The 18,707-nt window shown below is 65.0% G+C and carries 19 protein-coding genes and 2 pseudogenes; 14 read left to right on the forward strand and 7 right to left on the reverse strand.

Annotation, left to right across the window (positions count from 1 at the left end; all coding sequences use genetic code 11):
- The first annotated feature begins 9 nt into the window (after window positions 1-9).
- The 3 genes from E3O11_RS12160 to E3O11_RS18795 all read left to right on the forward strand — a co-directional run bounded on the left by E3O11_RS12160 (window position 10) and on the right by E3O11_RS18795 (window position 1,307).
- Window positions 10-570 (forward strand): YceI family protein, encoded by a 561-nt coding sequence (locus E3O11_RS12160; protein ID WP_092449159.1) that lies wholly within the window; start codon window positions 10-12, stop codon window positions 568-570.
- 146 nt (window positions 571-716) lie between these two features.
- Window positions 717-932: a hypothetical protein gene (locus tag E3O11_RS12165; protein WP_092449158.1), complete on the forward strand. Its 216-nt coding sequence runs from the start codon at window positions 717-719 to the stop codon at window positions 930-932.
- A 24-nt stretch (window positions 933-956) separates the two neighbouring features.
- On the forward strand, window positions 957-1,307 hold the full coding sequence (locus tag E3O11_RS18795) for a PIN domain-containing protein (RefSeq protein ID WP_092449157.1): 351 nt from the start codon (window positions 957-959) through the stop codon (window positions 1,305-1,307).
- Here E3O11_RS18795 and E3O11_RS12175 read toward each other — a convergent pair.
- The gene (locus tag E3O11_RS12175; protein WP_166787576.1) at window positions 1,304-2,143 is read right to left on the reverse strand and encodes a phosphotransferase; all 840 of its coding nucleotides are present in this window, start codon (window positions 2,141-2,143) and stop codon (window positions 1,304-1,306) included. The two genes, E3O11_RS18795 and E3O11_RS12175, sit on opposite strands and share 4 nt — an antisense overlap.
- Window positions 2,140-2,328 carry a hypothetical protein gene (locus E3O11_RS17670; protein ID WP_166787577.1) on the reverse strand — a complete coding sequence of 63 codons (189 nt, stop codon included), beginning with the start codon at window positions 2,326-2,328 and terminating at the stop codon, window positions 2,140-2,142. Before E3O11_RS17670 ends, E3O11_RS12175 begins: the two co-directional genes overlap by 4 nt.
- A 410-nt stretch (window positions 2,329-2,738) precedes the next feature.
- On the opposite strand from E3O11_RS17670, the gene E3O11_RS12180 reads away from it, so the two are divergent.
- The 3 genes from E3O11_RS12180 to E3O11_RS12190 all read left to right on the forward strand — a co-directional run bounded on the left by E3O11_RS12180 (window position 2,739) and on the right by E3O11_RS12190 (window position 6,207).
- Window positions 2,739-3,773: a nitronate monooxygenase gene (locus E3O11_RS12180; RefSeq protein WP_092449155.1), complete on the forward strand. Its 1,035-nt coding sequence runs from the start codon at window positions 2,739-2,741 to the stop codon at window positions 3,771-3,773.
- Between the two features lie 230 nt (window positions 3,774-4,003).
- Window positions 4,004-5,452 carry an amino acid ABC transporter substrate-binding protein/permease gene (locus E3O11_RS12185; RefSeq protein WP_092449154.1) on the forward strand — a complete coding sequence of 483 codons (1,449 nt, stop codon included), beginning with the start codon at window positions 4,004-4,006 and terminating at the stop codon, window positions 5,450-5,452.
- Window positions 5,449-6,207, forward strand: a complete 759-nt coding sequence (locus E3O11_RS12190; protein ID WP_092449153.1) for an amino acid ABC transporter ATP-binding protein — start codon at window positions 5,449-5,451, stop codon at window positions 6,205-6,207. Before E3O11_RS12185 ends, E3O11_RS12190 begins: the two co-directional genes overlap by 4 nt.
- 163 nt (window positions 6,208-6,370) lie before the next feature.
- Here E3O11_RS12190 and E3O11_RS12195 read toward each other — a convergent pair whose 3' ends face one another.
- From E3O11_RS12195 to sepH, 3 genes are all read right to left on the reverse strand, one after another.
- Window positions 6,371-7,414 carry an FUSC family protein gene (locus E3O11_RS12195; protein WP_092449152.1) on the reverse strand — a complete coding sequence of 348 codons (1,044 nt, stop codon included), beginning with the start codon at window positions 7,412-7,414 and terminating at the stop codon, window positions 6,371-6,373.
- Complete coding sequence (locus E3O11_RS12200; RefSeq protein WP_092449151.1) at window positions 7,411-7,635, reverse strand: DNA glycosylase AlkZ-like family protein; 225 nt, start codon at window positions 7,633-7,635, stop codon at window positions 7,411-7,413. Before E3O11_RS12200 ends, E3O11_RS12195 begins: the two co-directional genes overlap by 4 nt.
- A 111-nt stretch (window positions 7,636-7,746) precedes the next feature.
- On the reverse strand, window positions 7,747-8,877 hold the full coding sequence (gene sepH / locus E3O11_RS12205; protein WP_092449150.1) for a septation protein SepH: 1,131 nt from the start codon (window positions 8,875-8,877) through the stop codon (window positions 7,747-7,749).
- 199 nt (window positions 8,878-9,076) lie between these two features.
- Between sepH and E3O11_RS12210 the strand changes: the two genes are divergently transcribed.
- Window positions 9,077-9,370, forward strand: coding sequence for a DUF4193 domain-containing protein (locus tag E3O11_RS12210; protein ID WP_092449195.1), 294 nt, complete (start codon window positions 9,077-9,079; stop codon window positions 9,368-9,370).
- 5 nt (window positions 9,371-9,375) lie between these two features.
- On the opposite strand, the gene E3O11_RS12215 is transcribed toward E3O11_RS12210, so the two are convergent.
- Window positions 9,376-9,828, reverse strand: a complete 453-nt coding sequence (locus E3O11_RS12215) for a DUF3093 domain-containing protein (RefSeq protein ID WP_092449149.1) — start codon at window positions 9,826-9,828, stop codon at window positions 9,376-9,378.
- Between the two features lie 38 nt (window positions 9,829-9,866).
- On the opposite strand from E3O11_RS12215, the gene dut reads away from it, so the two are divergent.
- The 7 genes and pseudogenes from dut (at window position 9,867) to E3O11_RS12250 (ending at window position 17,355) form a co-directional block, all read left to right on the forward strand.
- Complete coding sequence (dut, locus tag E3O11_RS12220) at window positions 9,867-10,364, forward strand: dUTP diphosphatase (RefSeq protein ID WP_092449148.1); 498 nt, start codon at window positions 9,867-9,869, stop codon at window positions 10,362-10,364.
- Window positions 10,361-10,990: a DUF3710 domain-containing protein gene (locus tag E3O11_RS12225; RefSeq protein WP_092449147.1), complete on the forward strand. Its 630-nt coding sequence runs from the start codon at window positions 10,361-10,363 to the stop codon at window positions 10,988-10,990. Before dut ends, E3O11_RS12225 begins: the two co-directional genes overlap by 4 nt.
- A 6-nt stretch (window positions 10,991-10,996) precedes the next feature.
- Complete coding sequence (locus E3O11_RS12230) at window positions 10,997-11,839, forward strand: DUF3159 domain-containing protein (protein ID WP_092449146.1); 843 nt, start codon at window positions 10,997-10,999, stop codon at window positions 11,837-11,839.
- A gap of 211 nt (window positions 11,840-12,050) precedes the next feature.
- Window positions 12,051-14,897 (forward strand): aconitate hydratase, encoded by a 2,847-nt coding sequence (locus tag E3O11_RS12235; RefSeq protein ID WP_092449145.1) that lies wholly within the window; start codon window positions 12,051-12,053, stop codon window positions 14,895-14,897.
- Window positions 14,898-15,033: 136 nt separating this feature from the next.
- Window positions 15,034-16,983: a 1-deoxy-D-xylulose-5-phosphate synthase gene (gene dxs / locus E3O11_RS12240; RefSeq protein WP_092449144.1), complete on the forward strand. Its 1,950-nt coding sequence runs from the start codon at window positions 15,034-15,036 to the stop codon at window positions 16,981-16,983.
- Window positions 16,984-17,050: 67 nt separating this feature from the next.
- Window positions 17,051-17,194 (forward strand): annotated as a pseudogene (locus E3O11_RS12245) (ISAzo13 family transposase); the annotation flags it as partial.
- A gap of 50 nt (window positions 17,195-17,244) precedes the next feature.
- The gene (locus tag E3O11_RS12250) at window positions 17,245-17,355 is read left to right on the forward strand and encodes a hypothetical protein (protein ID WP_369828719.1); all 111 of its coding nucleotides are present in this window, start codon (window positions 17,245-17,247) and stop codon (window positions 17,353-17,355) included.
- A gap of 940 nt (window positions 17,356-18,295) precedes the next feature.
- Here the strand turns inward: E3O11_RS12250 and E3O11_RS18240 are convergent.
- Window positions 18,296-18,659, reverse strand: a pseudogene (locus tag E3O11_RS18240) (hypothetical protein); the annotation flags it as partial.
- Window positions 18,660-18,707: the final 48 nt, after the last annotated feature.

Consider the following 18,707-nt stretch of genomic DNA (forward strand, 5'->3'; position numbering starts at 1 on the left):
AGAACTTCTATGAGCGAGACTACGATCACCAATATCCCGGGCTACAAGGCCGGAACCTGGACCATTGACAAGACCCACAGCTCCGTCAGCTTCAGCATTCGCCACATCGTCATCAGCAAGGTCAAGGGCACCTTTGATGACTTCGACGCCACCTTCGTGACCGGCGAGGACCCGCTCCAGACGAGCGTCACCGCCTCGGCCAAGGTCGTCTCGATCAACACCAACGAGCCGGGCCGCGACGGTCACCTGCGCACCGGAGACTTCTTCGACGCCGAGACGTACCCGACCATCGACTTCGCGTCGACCGGTGTGCGCGTCGTCAAGGGCGAATATCTCGTCGACGGCAACATCACCATCAAGGGCGTTACCAAGCCGGCCACGTTCGAGCTCGAGTTCGGCGGCTTCGGCGGAGACCCCTACGGCAACTACAAGTTCGGTGCCACGGCCAAGACCGAGGTCAACCGTGAAGACTTCGGCCTCACCTACAACGCTGCCCTCGAAACCGGTGGAATGCTGCTCGGCGACAAGGTCACCATCACCCTGGAACTCCAGGCCGCGCTCAACGCGTAACCCGTAGTTTTTCGCGTTTCCACGAAGCGCCGTGCAGGGCCCCACTTCGGTGGGGCCCTGCCTCGTTAATCGTTTGGCCTTCCCGACAAGTGATGTATCTTTCATCGTGCTAAGAACGCAGATTTCCCTAACGGAAGACGAGCGTCATGCCCTCGATGCGGAAGCCGCTTGCACGGGTAAGTCTGTGTCTGCACTCATTTCGAGATGCTGTCGAGGCGCTCTACCTGTCGGAGCGTTCGAGCGAGGCAGATGTGCAGGCCATGCGCGCCTCCTTCGGGACGTGGAACGGTCGCGACGTCGACGGCGCGACCTGGGTTGACCGGGTACGCTCCGGCGACCGTCTGGGGCAGACCGCGTCGTGACCGTTCTCATGTACGCGTCGGTTTTTGATCGATTACCTCCGAGGCCACCAGGGTACGGCCGATGTCCTCGAAACCGAGCGTGTTCTGGCACCCCTGCACGCGAGTGAGATGACTCGCCTCGAAGTTTTGGCCGGAATGCGACCGAACGTGGAGGCAGGTACTCGGGCACTGCTCGCGACGTTGATTTGGCGTCCGGTCAATGCCGAGGTCGCTGAAGCAGCGGGTGCATTGGGCCGACAGCGGCTACCCAGCCATCACACGATTGATGGTGCGGACCTAGCGATTGCTGCCACAGCGATTCGCTTTCAGGCCCGATTGCTCACACTCAACCTGCGACACTTTCCAATGGTTCCGAACCTGCAGCCTCCCTATTAGCCAGCGTCGAGTCGCAGCATCCATTCGGTCAGGCGTCGGCGCAGCCCGGCGCCGTCCAGGTCGTCTCGGCCGAGATCCGTGTAGTTGGGCGCCCAGGTTTCCACTCGGGGGTAGGCCTTCATCGCTGCGAAGTGGTCCCAGAGGGCCACATCGGGGGTGGGGGAGCCGAACGCCTGGTCGTAGGCGCGGGTAAAGACGTCGGCGACCGTCACGTCGTAGAGAAACACCAGGTCCTGGCGACACCAGGCCAGGTCATACCCGCGCGGCGCTCGCCCGGCGCCCGACCAGTCCACGATCCCGGTCAGGCGTTCGTTCAGCCAAACGGTATTGCCGGACCAGAAGTCGTTGTGGGTGAGCACGCGGGGTTCGCCGGTGAGCTGGTGCCATACGGAATGCATCGGTGACTCGGTCGCCGGTTCGGTGAACAGGTCGGTGAGCCCTGGAATGACAGCAAGAGAGTGGATGCGCGCAAGCGCCGCCCCGAGTTGCCGCGCGAAGTCGTGCGGGTTTGTGGGGGTGATCGAGGCCCGACCTGGCAGCAGCGTCGTGACGATGAGCGGGCATCCGTTCACTGTGCCTTCAGCGTCGGCGGCCAGCAGCTGCGGAGCCAGCTCGCCGAGGTCGCCCAGGGTGCTGAGGACGCGGATCTCGAGCCGCACGGCGTCGTCACCGGGCGGAAACTGCCGCAACACGAACTCGGCGCCGTCGGGGGTACCGACAACGCTCGTTCTGGCGTGGGTGCCGCCGGGCAGCGAACGCACCCAGCGCAGCTCGGCGACGGCGAGTTGCCGCGCGGCCCACTCGAGCACGAGGGGTGAGGGAGCGGCTGCGGTCATACGCTCACCCCGACACGTTTGACCGTGCGGTCGAGGCGACGGATCGCGAGCAGAGCGGCGATGACCAGAAGAATCCTGCCCCCAAAGATCACGCCCTGCGTGGTGTGCTGTGGCACGACGAGCAGGAGGCCGCCCGTCAGCATGGCGAGCAGAGCAACTGCAATGTAGAAATACCCCATAATCATGCACCCCCTCGTCGTTCCACCCTAGCGATTCCGACCGTGGAGCCATCTGATTCGGTTGACCGCAACTCACGGTACGGCCGTCGTTGCCGTTTCGCGTCGCCGGACACCTCCCGGCGCGAGTTGCCAGTTTCGGCTACATCGCTGGCGCGAGAGAACACGTTCCGCCCCTGGGCCGGCTCTCAGGGGGCCGAACCCGCCCTCCCCGGAGATGACCAGGGTTCAGGGGTTGAAGTTGTCGTCTCGCGGGGCCGGGTCCGCGGCAAATGAGGTCTCGCCCAGCCGGTCGTCGGGAGGTGACCGGCCGGGGCTAAGGTGCAAGGGTGCCCGAGAACGCGTCGAGCACACGAAAACAGTCGAGAGAATGCAACTCCAGTCGATAGAGGTGCACTCTAGCTAGTCGAGGAGATCCCATGTTCACCCTAAATGACCTAGCGATTCCGATCATCGCGGCGCCGATGGCCGGTGGCGCCTCTACGCCCAACCTCGCGGTCGCCGTGAGCGACGCGGGCGGCCTCGGCTTTCTTGCCGGCGGGTACAAGACGCCGACGGTCCTGGCCGAGCAGATCGTGGACGTACAGCAGCGCACGAATAATCCTTTCGGTGTCAACCTGTTTGTTCCGCAGTTGCCCCTGATCGACCGCGCCGCCGTCGAGGCGTACCGCGACGCGCTGGCCCGCGAGAACCCCAGCGCTGTGTTCGCCGAAATTGACGAGACCGACGACGACTGGTTTTCCGAGAAGGTGGCGGTCGTTATCGCGCGACAGGTTCCGGTGGTCTCGTTCACCTTCGGCCTGCCTCCGGTAGACGCCGTCGAGCGGATGCACACGGCCGGGTCGTTCCTGATCGCCACGGTCACCTCGGTGCCCGAAGCCCGTCAGGCGGTTGACCGCGGCGTCGATGCACTCTGCGTGCAGGGGCCGGAGGCCGGCGGGCACCGGGGGACCTTCACCACGCGGGACGAACCGGGCACCCTGGCTCTGGGGGAGCTGTTGATCGCGATTCGCGAGGTGGTGACGCTGCCGCTGATCGTGGCGGGCGGCATCCACTCTGGCGGGCAGATCGCCTCGTTGCTGGCTGCCGGAGCCGAAGCTGTGCAGCTCGGAACCGCCCTGCTGCGCACCGACGAGTCCGGTGCGCAGCAGGCCCACCAGGACGCCCTCGTCGACCCGCGGTTCACCGAGACCGTCATAACCTGGGCATTCTCCGGTCGCCCTGCCCGCGGCTTGCGGAACGGCTTCATCACCGCCCACGATGCGACCGTGCCGCACGAGTATCCGCAGGTGCATCACCTCACCAAGACTGTGCGAGCGGATGCCGCCCGCCGCGGCGACCCGCACGGCCTCGCCCTCTGGGCCGGTACCGGCTTTCGGGAAGCGGGCACCGGCTCGGCCGCGACCGTGCTCGGTGCGTTGTGGGCCGACACGCACGCTGCCGTCGTCTCGTAGCAGGTCGTCGCGTAGTTTTTTTACGTGTCCTGACGGTGCCGAGGTGCTGGAGCCGGTCGGCTCCGGCACGGTCGAGAACCGTGCGGCGGCCCCCAAGGTAGGCTTTATCGACAGGGTGAGCGGCAGCCGCTCCCCGATGGATCAGCGTCGATCGGCGCCTCTGACCCTGAGGCCGCCAGGCCAATGTAGATCGCACAACAAGAAATGGTTCTCCTTTGCGCAAAATAACTATGTTCCGGGCGGGCAAGCTCACGGTCGCCGTCACGGCGCTGCTGGCCCTCGCCGGCGGATTCCTCGGCGTCAGCGCCGCAGCCGCGAGTCAACCACAGGCCGCTACCGCCGGCGAAAACTACGTCATCGGCACCGACACCACCTTCGCGCCGTTCGAGTACCGCGAGAACGGTGAACTCACCGGCATCGACATGGACCTGATTCGCGACATCGCCGAAAACCAGGGGTTCACGGTCGAGATTAAGTCGCTCGGCTTCGACGCTGCGCTGCAGGCGCTGCAGTCCAATCAGGTCGACGGCGTCATCGCCGGCATGTCGATCACCGACGAGCGCAAGCTCATCTTCGACTTCTCCGACCCGTACTTCGACTCCGGCGTGCAGATGGCCGTCGCCGAGGACAACACCGAGATCACCGGATACGCCGACCTGGCCGGCGAAACGGTCGTCGCCAAGCGCGGCAGCGAGGGCGAGACCTTCGCCAACTCGATCAAGGACGAATACGACTTCACGGTCAAGGCACTCGCCGACTCGGCCACCATGTATGACGACGTCAAGGCCGGCAACTCCGTCGCAGTGTTCGACGACTATCCCGTGCTGGCCTACGGCATCAACCAGAACAACGGGCTCAAGTCCGTCACCGAGAAGGAACAGGGCAGCTCCTACGGTTTCGCCGTCAATAAGGGGCAGAACCCCGAGCTGCTCGCCGCGTTCAACACCGGCCTCGCCGAGTTGCAGGACAACGGCGACTACCAGGCCATTCTTGACACCTACCTGGAGCAGCCGGCACCCGCCGCGGCATCCGGTTTCTTCGGTCTGCTCAGCGACAGCATACCGGCGCTGATGAAGGGCCTCGGGCTGACCCTGCTCGCAACCGGCCTGTCCATTCTGATCGCTCTCGTGCTCGGCGTGGTATTCGGCTTCTTTAAGGTCTCCGAGAGTCGCATTCTGCGCGGCATTGCGAGCGTCTACGTCAGCATCTTCCGCGGCACCCCGCTGCTCGTGCAGGCCTTCTTCTTCTACTTCGGCCTGCCTCAGCTCACCGGGCAGTCGATCGACGTGCTCACCGCTGGTGTGCTCACCCTGAGCCTGAACGCCGGCGCCTACATGACCGAGATCGTGCGCGGCGGCATCCAATCGGTCGACCCAGGTCAGACCGAAGCCGGTCGCAGCCTCGGCCTCGGCTACGTCACGACCATGCGCCGCGTCGTACTGCCGCAGGCCGTGAAGATCATGACGCCGTCGTTCATCAACCAGTTCGTGATGACCCTGAAAGACACCTCGTTGCTCGCCGTGATCGGCTTCGCCGAGCTCACCTATCAGGGCCAGCAGATCTACGCCGCCAACTTTCGCACCGGTGAGACCCTGCTGATCGTCGCCGCGTTGTACTTCATCGTCATCAACCTGCTCACCATGCTCTCCAACAAGCTCGACAAGAGGTTCAACAAATGAGCACCAGCGCAAACAACACCGCAAGTGCCAGCAAAATTTCGGTACGTGGCCTGCGCAAGTCGTTCGGCTCCAACGAGGTGCTCAAGGGCCTCGACGTCGAGATCACCGAGGGCGAGGTCGTGTGCGTCATCGGCCCTTCGGGTTCGGGCAAGTCCACCTTTCTGCGTTGCCTGAACAAGCTCGACGAGCTCAGCGCCGGCACGGTCATCGTCGACGGCTTCAACCTCAGCGACAAAACCGTCGACCTGAACGAGGTTCGAGCGCACATCGGTATGGTCTTCCAGCACTTCAACCTGTTTCCGCACATGACGGTGCTGCAGAACATCATGCTCGCGCCGACCGAGTTGAAGAAGGAATCCAAAGCGGATGCCCGAGCCACCGCCCTGAAACTGCTCGAGCGGGTGGGCCTGTCCGACAAAGCGGATGCCCGCCCCGCGCAGCTCTCCGGCGGCCAGAAGCAGCGCGTCGCGATCGCCCGGTCCCTCGCGGTGAACCCCGACATTATGTTGTTCGACGAGGCCACGAGCGCCCTCGATCCCGAAATGGTGGGGGAGGTGCTGCAGGTCATCCGCGACCTCGCCGCCGAGGGCATGACCATGGTCGTCGTCACCCACGAGATGGGTTTCGCCCGCGAGGTCGCGGACCGGGTCATCTTCATGGCCGATGGCCTCATCGTCGAAGAGGGGACTCCGGCCGAGCTGTTCGGCAACCCACAGCAGGAGCGCACCCAGGACTTCCTCTCCAAGGTGCTCTAAACCGCGTGACCCGAAAACGGATGCTCCGCGCGAGACCCGCGCGCGGCATCCGTTTTTCTGTGCCGGTCAGGCATGACCGCGCCCGGTTTGGGTAGCCGCTACGGTAATCGGCGTAGCGGCTACCGAAATGGGGCGCGGCTATCGAACGGATGCTTCGGGCGGCTCAGGCCCGGTCGCCGACGATCTCCTCGCGCACCCGGCGCAGGTCCTCCATGAGCGAGCCGATAAGGATCCAGTGGTCGGGGTGCGGCGTCACGATGCGCAGCGGCGCGGTCAGGGCCAGCACCTCGGGGGCCGGCGGCTCGGGCGCCACCGTGAGGTCGCCCTCAGCGCGAGCGAGCAGCCGCAGGTCGTGCGCAGCCCGGGCCAGCTCCTCGGAAAAGGCCTGAACGCTCGGCTCCAACTGCAGGGAGGTATCGTAGTGATCGTGCAGGGCCCGGGTCATGCCGATAGCGCGGGTCACGAGGGTTGGCAGTCGCGCGATCATCTCATGGTCGGTGTCGAGCGCCAGGCGTAGTTTGGCCTTGCGCGGGTTGAGCATGAGGCTCTCCTCCGCCTGCGCGATGGCCTTCTCCGCCTTGACCAGCATGGGGCGCAGCAGCCGGGCCTTGATCATCAGCTCCATCAGGTCGACCGGCGTCTGCGGGGTACGTAGCGCCTGGGCAATGCGCTCGAAGGTATCAGCCACCTCGCGAGCGAGCAGGGCCACAGCATCGCGTGCCGGCGCAATCAGCACCGGCGGAACGATCAGGGCGTTGATGATCAGCGCGATCCCCGCACCGATGAACGTTTCAAAGATGCGATCGAGGGCATACCCCGGCGTCGTCGCGCCGAGCGCGAGCACGAGCATGGCGCTGATCGGAATCTGGCTCGCCGACACCGGCGACAGCCGCAGCGCCCAGGCGACGAGGATGCTGACCACAATCGTGCCGAGTACAACCCAGCTGGACTGGCCGAGGAAGAAGCCGATCGTGGAGGCGATAATGACTCCGCCGATGACGCCAGCGGTACGTTCGATCGCGCGGCCGAGGGTCTGATTGACACTCGGCTGCACCACGAGCAGGGCCGCAATCGCGGCAAAGATCGGTAGGTCGTTGGGCAGCAGCAGCTGCGAGACGATCCAGGCCAGGGCGACGGCGACGGCCATCTTCACGACCTGCAGCACCGGGAGTCGGGTGGGGATGCGCAGGGCCGATGTTAGTTTCACTGCTCAAGGCTAACCCGACAACTCCTCAAGCGGATGCCGACAAACCCGTCTGCCCGCTGCGCGCCGGCCCGAACCAGGTGCAGCGTGCCGCGCATCGGCCACGAACGCACGATGTCACCCGCATTGACGCTGGCCTGCACCTCGTCCAGCGTTGTGCCGGGGGAGCGCACCCCGCTGGCCCACTGGGCCGCCGGGTAGTCCTGGGCCTGTACCGCGAGCATCCGCTCAACGACCGCAACGGCCCCATCAGCGTTGGCCCGGCCAGGCCCTGGGCGTGCAGGCGCAGAACGTCGGCGCGGGAGGCGGCAGTGCCCGTAATGATCAGCCGGCGCCTAGCCCAGGTCGTCGTCGGTGCGAGCTCCGAACACGATTTCGTCCCAGCTCGGCATCGATGCCCGACCGCGCTTGGGTGTGGTGCGGCCGTGGTTGGTGCGCTCCTGGGCCCGGGCAGCCTGGTTGGCCCAGGCGTTGCCGGTCGGTTCCGGCGTGGTCGCCGGCGCCGCACTGGACTCGTCGGTAACCGGGCTGTCCATGGCCGTGGACCGACGGGGCCGCATCATTGCAGGCTGCACCGAAGAGGATGCCGTCGGCTGGGCCGCTGCAGCATCCCGGCTGCCAGCCGCCTCGCGTTCGCCGCGGCGTCGACGCAACGATTCCAGAAGATCGGCGGTTTCGCTCATGTTCGATGCTGGCTCGGCAGCGCGTTTGATCGCGGCTTTGGACACAGCATCGTCCCGGCTGAGCGAACGGGAAAACGGCACAACCTCAAGGTTCGGGCTGGTGTCGTTCAAAATCTCGTCGGGCAGAGATTCCTTGAAGTTGAAGGCGTTGCTGTCGAAGCGGGAGACATCGGCGGCGCTCGTCTCCGAGCCGACCGCGCGCAGTCGGGGAATGAGCGAGCCCTTGAGCTCGCCCTGCTGCGAGAGCGCGATGGCCTCGCTGCCGACCGGCGATAGTGAGTTCTTCTTGGGTTCGAAGCCCCAGCGGGCGTCGTGGTCGATCTCGTCTGCGGTGAAGGACAGCTTGACGATCCAGCCGCCGCCGGGCTCTTTCCAGCTGGCCCAGCGTTCGCCGGTGGCGCCGAGCGAGGCGAGACGCTCCCGAATGACGCTGCCGAAGTTCACGTTCTCGTCGACCGGATCCGGATCGATCGCGGTGTGTACCGGCACGCTGAGCGCCGACGAGACGATGTACTCCCGTTCGGCTACGACCGGGCCCTCGAAGCGGCGCACGTAGTCGAGGGACGCGCCGGTGACGGCCGCGACATCCTCGGCGGACATGCCGGAGCGAATGTGCGCCTGAACCTCCCGGGGGGAGAGTTTGGGCGCGAGACTTTGCTCCGTCTGGGTTTGGCGAAGCCGGGACTGAAGAACCTCGTCGATGGCGATGCGATATCGGTCACCATCTTCGGACGCTGCGAGCAGCGCACCGTTCTCAACCCCAATAACCTTCAATTCCTGCATGAAGACAAGCCCTCTCGCGATTACCGTTGGCTGCAAGACTGCCACGAGTTGGGGCAATTTCGCGGGAATACGCTGGGCGTGCCGCAAGTTGTTTTCCGTGTCCGAATAAAAAGGTTGGCGGACGGTTTGCTATTCCGTCCGGATTGTTGGAAACTGTGCCCGCCGATTTCGATTATCGGCGTAACTGAAATGGATGGGCATGGCAACCGATTACGACGCACCCCGAAAGACTGAAGACGACTCCGAGTCGATCGAGGCCCTCAAGGAACGTGTGCCAGATAAAATGTCCGGCAGCGTTGATGTTGACGACTCCGACAACCCGGGTGGGTTCGATCTACCCGGCGCCGACCTGTCCGACCTGGACCTCGATGTCGTCGTTCTGCCCGCGCAGGCCGACGAATTCACCTGCGTGAATTGCTTCCTCGTGAAGCACCGTTCGCAGATGGGCCACGAGACCAAGCTCGGAATGGTCTGCCTGGAGTGCGACTCCTAGACCTGCTAACCGACGTTGGTCGTTCGTGATCCATTGATCGCGGCGGCCAACTCCGTCGGGTGCCGGCTGGAGATGATCCAGTACGGCGCCGGATCGGTTGGGTCGACGATCGGAACGCGCACGACCGGGTCGATCCAGCCGCGAATGAGCAGCCAGGCCCGGGCATCCAGCCGGGGTCCGCGCTCCTGGGTGGCTTCGGCCTTGGTAAAGGAGACGGCTTCCCCCACAAGGTGGGTAGAAATCGTGGCCGGGCCGGCTTTCAGCTCGCCGTTCTGCACCCGCACCACCGGTGAGGCCAGCACGAGCAGCAGTACGCAGCCTCCGTAGAGAACGGCGGCCGTGATGATGCCGGCCGGCAGGGAAATCGGAACGAGCACCAGGATGCTCGCCGGTATCACCAGTGCGGTGACGATGAAGGCCCACGGAGTAGGCCAGAGTTTTTCGCGGTAATCAGGCATGGCTCTATTCGATCAGATATCTGCACTACCCTCGACACGTGGCAGAAAGCGTCGAAGTACTGATCCAAGCATCCATCCTCCCGAACTACGCACATCCCGGTGATGCCGGGGCTGACCTGCATTCGGCCGAGGCCCTCATGCTCGCTCCCGGTTGCCGTGCACTTGTCGGCACCGGCGTGTCGATCGCGTTGCCCGACGGGTTTGCCGCCTTTGTGGTTCCGCGCAGCGGCCTGGCGTCCAAGCACGGCATCACCATCGTGAATTCCCCGGGGACAGTGGATGCCGGCTACCGCGGCGAAATCAAGGTGGCTCTGCTCAATACCGACCAGAACGAGTCGTTCACGATCAATATCGGCGACCGCATCGCCCAACTCATTGTGATGCCCGTTGCCCGGGCCACCTTCATTGCCGTGGACCGGCTGCCCGGCAGCCACCGCGGCGAGGGCGGCTTCGGTTCAACGGGCGTAGAAGCTGCTCCACTAGAAAGTGCACCATTGTTGGGCGATACCGCCCAGCGCGAAGGAGAAAATCAGTGACTGACACCACGACCCCCGGGTACTTCGTCGAGCCCCATGCCAAATCGGCACCAGAGAACCGCGAGAGCGATGGCCCGTTCGACGAGTCCGAAGCCAACCCGGTGCGGCCATACGTCGATCTCGGCGGCATCAAGATTCTGCCGCGGGAAGGCCTGCACCTGCGCCTCGAAATTGAAGAGGGCAGCAAGCGCGTTGTCGCCATCGGCCTCGACTTCGCCGGGTCGACCCTGCAGGTGCAGCCGTTCGCCGCTCCGCGGTCGAGCGGCCTGTGGCATGAGATTCGCGACCAGATCGCCGACCAGATCGGCAAGCAGGGCGGTACCACGACACCGCGCGAGGGCCCGTTCGGCCCGGAACTGGTCGCCGAGATTCCGGTTGCGGCCGGTCAGGAAGCCGGCGGCGTCACCCGCCTGGCCCGTTTCATCGGCGTCGACGGGCCGCGCTGGTTTCTGCGCGGTGTGATCGCGGGCGAGGGCGCCATCGATCCGAATGCCGCAGCGCAGATCGAAGACCTGTTCCGCAGTATCGTCGTCGTGCGCGGGGGAACCCCGATGCCGCCGCGTGATCTGATTCCGCTGCGCATGCCCGCCTCGCCCACCGGCGCGACCGAGACCGCCGCGGTCTAACGAGCCATGAGCGACACCCCCGGTCAGAACGGACAGCAGGCCCAGCGCGATGAAGCGCACGAGCCGGTGCCGACGCCAGCCGCGGCGCCGGAACCCGCTCCGACGCCGGAGCAGGCGCAGACCGCGTCAACCCTGTTCGCCGAGTCGATGGCCGGGGCGGCCCGCCGGGCCGGATTCGGAGCGGCGACCGAGGGGGCGCCGATCAGTGGACAGGCCCTATTAAAGGCGATGGGCGGCATCCGCGGTCTGATTGAAGCTGTCCTGCCCGGCCTTGTCTTTCTCGTCACCTACACACTGACTATCGACCCGTCGACCGATGTGACGAGTGACCCGATCGGCACCCTGCTTCCCTCACTCGTCGCTCCGCTGGTCATCGGCGTGATCTTCGTCGCACTGCGCGCGATCACCAGGCAGACGACGACGCCGGCCCTCGGAGGCCTGGTCGGCACCGCTATCAGCGTCGCGCTGGCTCTCTTCTCCGGAAAGCCCTCCGATTTCTTCCTGGTCGGTCTGTGGACCAACGCCGGCTACGGTGCCGCCCTGCTTATCTCCGTGCTCGTGCGCTGGCCGCTGATCGGCGTCGCCGTCGGGTTCCTCATGGGCGACGGCATCGCCTGGCGCCTCGACGCCAGCAAGCGGCGCGTGCTGACCATTCTCACCCTGTGCTGGACCGGCCTGTTCCTCGGACGCCTCGCCGTGCAGCTGCCGCTCTACCTCGCCAATAACGTCGAACTGCTCGCCTCCATGAAGCTCCTCATGGGCATCCCGCTCTACGCGCCGTTGCTCGTCGTGTCCTGGCTCATGGTGCGCTCGGTCTATCGCAAAGCGGATGCCGCCGACGCGCTCTGAGAATCGACCTCTGCGCGCTCGGGCGCACTGCTAGAGTTATCTTGACGTCAAGATAGTTGACCGGCGATCACTCGTCGGCACGACTCGATGGAAAAAGGCAGCTCCCGGCATCCGCCGGTAAGGCTTGCCTTGCTGGCACGCGGTTGTGCCTGCCACAAGAATTGAGGATTGCCGCCGGTTTCCCGTCGGCTCCTACAACGGAGAGGGCACTGTGTCGGATTCAAAAAGTACCGCGGTAAATAGCTTCGGAGCCAAAGACACCCTGCGCGTTGGTTCGACAGACTATGAAGTCTTTCGGCTCGACGCGGTCGACGGTTACGACAAACTGCCATACAGCCTGAAGGTGCTGCTGGAGAACCTCCTCCGCACCGAAGATGGAGCCAACATCACCGCCGAGCACATTCGTGCCCTCGGCTCCTGGGTTCCCACCGCGGAACCCGACACCGAGATCCAGTACACGCCGGCTCGCGTCGTCATGCAGGACTTCACCGGCGTTCCCTGCATCGTCGACCTCGCCACCATGCGCGAAGCCCTCGTCGACCTCGGCGGCGACGCCAAGAAGATCAACCCGCTCGCCCCGACCGAAATGGTCATCGACCACTCCGTTGTCGCCGACCTGTTCGGCACGACCGACTCGTTCGAGCGCAACGTTGAGATCGAGTACGAGCGCAACGGTGAGCGCTACCAGTTCCTCCGCTGGGGCCAGACCGCGTTCGACGACTTCAAGGTCGTTCCCCCGGGAACCGGCATCGTGCACCAGGTCAACATCGAGTATCTCGCCCGCGTCACCATGACCCGTGAGGTCAACGGCGTTCTCCAGGCTTACCCAGACACCTGCGTCGGCACCGACTCGCACACGACCATGGTCAACGGCCTGGGCGTGCTCGGCTGGGGCGTCGGCGGAATCGAAGCCGAAGCGGCGATGCTCGGCCAGTCGGTTTCCATGCTCATCCCCAAGGTTGTCGGCTTCAAGCTCTCCGGCGTCATCCCGGCCGGCGTCACCGCAACGGATGTCGTGCTCACCATCACGCAGATGCTTCGCAAGCACGGCGTGGTCGGCAAGTTCGTCGAATTCTACGGATCGGGTGTCGCCTCAGTGCCGCTCGCCAACCGTGCCACCATCGGTAACATGAGCCCCGAGTTCGGCTCGACGGCCGCGATGTTCCCGATCGACGACGTGACCCTCGGCTACCTGCGCCTCACCGGGCGCAGCGAAGAGCAGGTCGCGCTGGTCGAGGCCTACTCGAAGCTGCAGGGCCTCTGGCACAACCCCGATGTGGAGCCGGTGTTCAGCGAATACCTCGAGCTCGACCTCTCCACGGTCGTTCCCTCGATCGCCGGACCCAAGCGCCCGCAGGACCGCATCATCCTTTCCGAGTCCAAGTCGCAGTTCGAGCGCGACCTGGACAACTACGCCAACGGCCCCGTCTCCCTGGTGGACGCGGCAATAGAGGGTACGTTCCCCGCCTCTGACCCGCTCGGCCTCACCTCGCAAGACGAAGTGACCGCGCACGAGCACGCCTACCAGGCTGGCCTGGTGCGTCACACCAGCCACCCGACGAAGTCGCACCCTCAGCCCACCGACGTGAAGCTCGCCGACGGTCGCGAGTTCACGATCGACAACGGCGCCGTAGCGATCGCTGCCATCACGTCGTGCACCAACACGTCAAACCCGAGCGTTATGCTCGCGGCCGGCCTGCTGGCCCGCAATGCGAGCCTCAAGGGACTCAAGAGCAAGCCGTGGGTCAAGACCACCCTCGCGCCCGGTTCCAAGGTCGTCACTGAGTACTACGCGAAGGCCGGCCTCAACGGCTACCTCGAAGACCTTGGCTTCTACCTCGTCGGCTACGGCTGCACCACCTGCATCGGTAACTCCGGTCCGCTCGAGGACGAAATCTCCTCGGCCGTGCAAGACAACGACCTCGCCGTCACCGCCGTGCTCTCCGGTAACCGCAACTTCGAGGGACGCATCAACCCCGACGTGAAGATGAACTACCTCGCGAGCCCGCCGCTGGTTATCGCCTACGCCCTCGCCGGCACGATGAACTTCGACTTCGACACCGATTCGCTCGGTCAGGACACCGAGGGTAACGACGTGTTCCTCAAGGACATCTGGCCCGACGCCGACGAGGTGCAGAAGACCATTGACGAGTCGATCGACTCCAACATGTTCGAGACCCAGTACGCCGGTGTCTTCGAGGGTGACGACCGCTGGAAGTCCCTGCACACCCCCATTGGCGACACCTTCGCCTGGGACGCCGAGAGTACCTACGTGCGGAAGCCCCCGTACTTCGACGGCATGACGCTGGAGACCAGCCCGGTCGTGGACATCAGTGGTGCCCGCGTGCTCGCCAAGCTCGGCGACTCGGTCACTACCGACCACATCAGCCCCGCCGGTTCGATCAAAGCGGATGGCCCCGCCGGCCGTTACCTGGCCGAGCACGGCATCGCCCGTGGGGACTACAACTCCTACGGCTCGCGTCGTGGCAACCACGAGGTCATGATTCGCGGAACCTTCGCGAACATCCGTCTGCGCAACCAGCTCCTCGACAACGTCGAGGGTGGCTTCACCCGCGACTTCACCGTCGCGAGCGGCCCGCAAGCCGACATCTATGATGCCAGCCAGAACTACCAGGCTGCCGGTACCCCGCTCGTCATCTTCGGTGGCAAGGAGTACGGTTCGGGTTCCAGCCGGGACTGGGCAGCCAAGGGCACGAGTCTTCTCGGTGTCAAGGCCGTCATCGTTGAGAGCTTCGAGCGCATCCACCGCTCGAACCTCATCGGCATGGGCGTTGTGCCCCTGCAGTTCCCGGTCGGCGAAACCGCCGACTCGCTCGGTCTCGATGGCACCGAGATCGTCTCGGTCTCCGGCATCACCGAACTGAACAACGGCACGACGCCGAAGACCGTGCGCGTGACCTGCGTTCCCAGTGAATTCTCGGCCGCCGGCAAGGCACCGGTCGAGTTCGACGCCATCGTGCGCATCGACACCCCGGGTGAAGCCGAGTACTACCGCAACGGCGGCATCCTGCAATACGTGCTGCGTTCGCTCGTCTGAGTGAACCGGGGCGCTGCCAGCGCCTCGCTCTACCAGCACGACACCGGCGCGTAGACTCGATTCACTCGGGTCTGCGCGCCGGTTTGGCTTGATCTGTTTAGCACTGTTTTGTAGAGCAGCATGAAAGGTATGACGGATGATCCTTCTGGAGACGATTCATGGTCCGCGGGACCTCGATGGTCTTTCGAAAGAGCAGCTGCCACAGCTGGCCGCCGATATTCGGCGGTTTCTGGTGCGCGAGATTTCGAAGACCGGCGGACACCTCGGGCCAAACCTCGGTGTCGTCGAACTGACCATCGCCATCCACCGGGTTTTCCATTCACCGACCGACGCCATCGTCTTCGATACCGGCCACCAGTCCTACGTACACAAGCTCCTCACCGGCCGTCAGGACTTCAGCAAGCTGCGCTCGTTCGACGGTCTCGCGGGCTATCCGCAACGTTCGGAGTCCGAGCACGACATCGTCGAAAGCTCGCACGCCTCCAGTTCGCTGTCCTGGGCCGACGGTATCTCCCGAGCCTTCGAGATGACCGGCCAGACCGATCGGCACGTGGTCGCCGTCGTCGGCGACGGCGCGCTGACCGGCGGCATGACCTGGGAAGCCCTCAATAACATCAGCGACGACAACACGCGTCGACTCATCATCGTGGTCAACGACAACGGCCGATCCTACGCGCCGACGATTGGCGGTATGGCGCGCTTTTTGAATACCGTCCGTACCCGCGCGGCCTACCGCGACGCCTACCTGACCAGTCAGAAAGTGTTTGACAAACTCGGCGCGCCCGGCCGGGCCATGTACCGCGGGGTGCGCGGCGGTCTGCACGGGTTCCTCAGCCGGGTCACCAACAACGAAGCGCTCTATTCCAACCTCGACATCAAGTACATCGGTCCCATTGACGGTCACGACGTGCACGCCATGGAGGAGGCCCTCGCCCAGGCCAAGGGCTACGGCGCGCCGGTCATCGTGCACGCCATCACCCAGAAGGGCAAGGGCTACGACCCGGCCGTGCAAGACACGGCCGACCAGTTCCACGCGGTCGGGCAGATCGACCCGGAGACCGGCGAATCCGTCGAAGAGGCGGGCGCGGCATCCTGGACGTCGGTTTTTGCCGATGAATTGTTGCGACTGGCCATCGAGAACGATCGTATCGTCGGCATTACCGCCGCCATGCTGCGCCCGACCGGGCTGCACAAGATGGCCGAACGTTTTCCGGCCCGCGTGCACGACGTGGGCATCGCCGAACAGCACGCCGTGACGAGCGCCGCAGGGCTGGCCTTCGGCGGCCTGCACCCGGTTGTCGCCCTCTACGCCACGTTCATCAATCGCGCTTTCGACCAGGTTCTGATGGATGTGGCCCTGCACAAAGCCGGCGTCACCTTTGTACTCGATCGGGCCGGCGTCACCGGCCCCGATGGTCCCAGTCACCACGGCATGTGGGACCTCGCCATTCTGCAGGTCGTCCCCAACATTCGGCTGGCCGCGCCGCGGGACTCCGTGCGCCTGCGCGAAGAACTGGCCGAGGCCGTCGCCGTCGAAGACGGACCCACGGTCTTGCGCTACCCCAAGGGCACCGTCGGCCTGGAGTTCGAGGCCATCCGCCGCCTTGACGATGGTGTCGACGTGCTGCAGGAGGCGACCCAACAGGATGTGCTGATCGTCACGGTCGGTCCGATGGCCGCGCTGGGGCTCGACGTGGCCGACCGGCTCGCCGCCCAGGGCATCGGAGCGACGGTCGTCGACCCGCGCTGGGTCGTGCCGGTGCCGCGCAGTATTATCACCCTCGCCGCCGCGCACCGCATCGTGGTCACCATCGAAGACGGCATCCGGGTCGGCGGAATCGGTACGCGCATCCGGCAGGACTTGCGGGAGGCCGGCGTTGACACCGCGGTGACCGAACTCGGCCTGCCGGACCAGTTCCTCGACCACGGCACCCGCGCCCAGATCCTGGAGCGCGTCGGCCTCACCCCGCAGGCGATCGCCCGCGATGTGGTCGCCATGGTGCTCGGCAGCAAAATCCCCAACGCTCGACCCTTGCCCGCCGACCACACCGACACCGGCGCTATCCAGGTAACCCGCCGCGACTAAGGGCTCGTAAGTAAATAACCTAGACGCATGCCGTTTGGGGTGCCATGGCTGTGCTGTGTCGGTTCCCGTGGAGGTCGAAGAGTCGCTGGCAGTCAAGTTCGCCGCGTTGTTCCCGCATCTTGATGAGCGTCAGCGACGGTTGCTGACGAGGGCTGAGGCTCGCGTGCTGGGTCATGGCGGGGTCGCGGCGGTGGCCCGGGCGGCTGGAGTAAGAGCGTCACCGCCGAGCTCGACGAGAGCATCTACCCCAAAGGCATCAAGATCACCGACCGCGAAATGGCAGATCTGGAAACCCGCCACCTGACTAGGCACGACTTCCATGGCGAGCGGAACTACAGCGTGAGCCCAGCAAAGTTCGCCCAACGAAAGTGATCTCAGCACGTGAGATGTCGAGTTACGCGTGTCTTTGATTTACGGGCGTAAGCGCCCGCGGGCGGTGCCGCTGCCACACCCGTTGTGGTGCTGGCGGCCACCGACCCCCAGCAGTAGAAGGGCCGCCCTCCTCGGGCCGTGAAATGGATAACCTGTGAAATGGATAACCCACTTGCCGGATTCACCTCTATGAGATCAAGAGTCCTGGGCTGGGCGGCGCCCGGCGCTTGCCCGCCCCCTCGCTGTTGCGACTCGGAGCGGGAACCAAGCACGGCCAGGTCACGGACCTCGACGGTTTCGGTATCGCGTTGCTCTTCTTCAGTGGCGCGGACGGGGTTCACCTGGAACTGACGGACCTCTCTAACTCAGTAGTGCAGCCGGACCGGTTGAACATCCACTCTTGCCCGCGGAGTGGGATGGAGCGGATGCTTGGTCTGCCCTCGCTCCCGACCGGCGTCACCGTGCACGGTGACGTCACCGGACTGTACGCCGGACGACGTGCGGTGGGTGATCGCGGTCCCGGGCCGCCTCGCTAGGTCCGCCAGGAGGCCGGTCTTCCACCTGCCTCACTTGGCCCTGGCAGGACAGCTGGGAAGGGCTCTTCAACGCGGCCTGCGGTCCACCAACCCCAGCAACGACCTGACCACCCAGCCCCAACAGGGCCCAACCGCAGAACAGTGGAAGAACCGGACAGACCGGTAGCTTCCGTTGGCACAGCCCGCCCGAAGGTATCCCCTGTCGCAGGGGTTGCCGTCCTGGCTCTGCTCTTGCTGCTCACCGTTTCTGCCGCCGCATCATGATGAGTACCTCGCGAAGCGCGCCACTGACTCTGGCCTCTAGGACTATCCGGGCCAGGCACAAGTCGAGGGGCAGCGCCGCGATCTTGCGACCGTATGCCGTATGCCGTGAACCGCTTGCGCGAGTCAGTGGTCCGAGCACCTGCGATGTCACCCAGGCCCAGGGAGGTCATCTGTAGCATGACCGACGCCAGGTTGGTGCGCAGGATCTCGGGGTCGGTGAACTCCGATCGAGCCTTGAAGTCCTCCTGGGAGTGCAGCCGGATGCCATCGGTCATCACCTTGACCAGGGTGTTGCCACTGGAGTGGTCGGTGGAGCGCACCTGGATAACCCACCGCAGTCCCCAGCTCGGTGTCCAGCTCCTGCGCCGTGCGCTCGGCCACCGACCTGGCGGCGATGACGACCTGGTGGTCTCGGATGGCCGCGGCGATATCGTCCCTGCGGGCAGCGACCGGCAGGTCGTCGGGATAGCTGATTCTGGGCAACGCGGTGAGACGGCGCGCGATACGGGCTGACCGGCCCGGCGATACCTCGCTCGGCCTGCGCCGGGACGG

Origin of the sequence: Cryobacterium levicorallinum, from assembly GCF_004402405.1 — a bacterium.
GTDB classification, from domain to species: Bacteria; Actinomycetota; Actinomycetes; order Actinomycetales; family Microbacteriaceae; genus Cryobacterium; species Cryobacterium levicorallinum.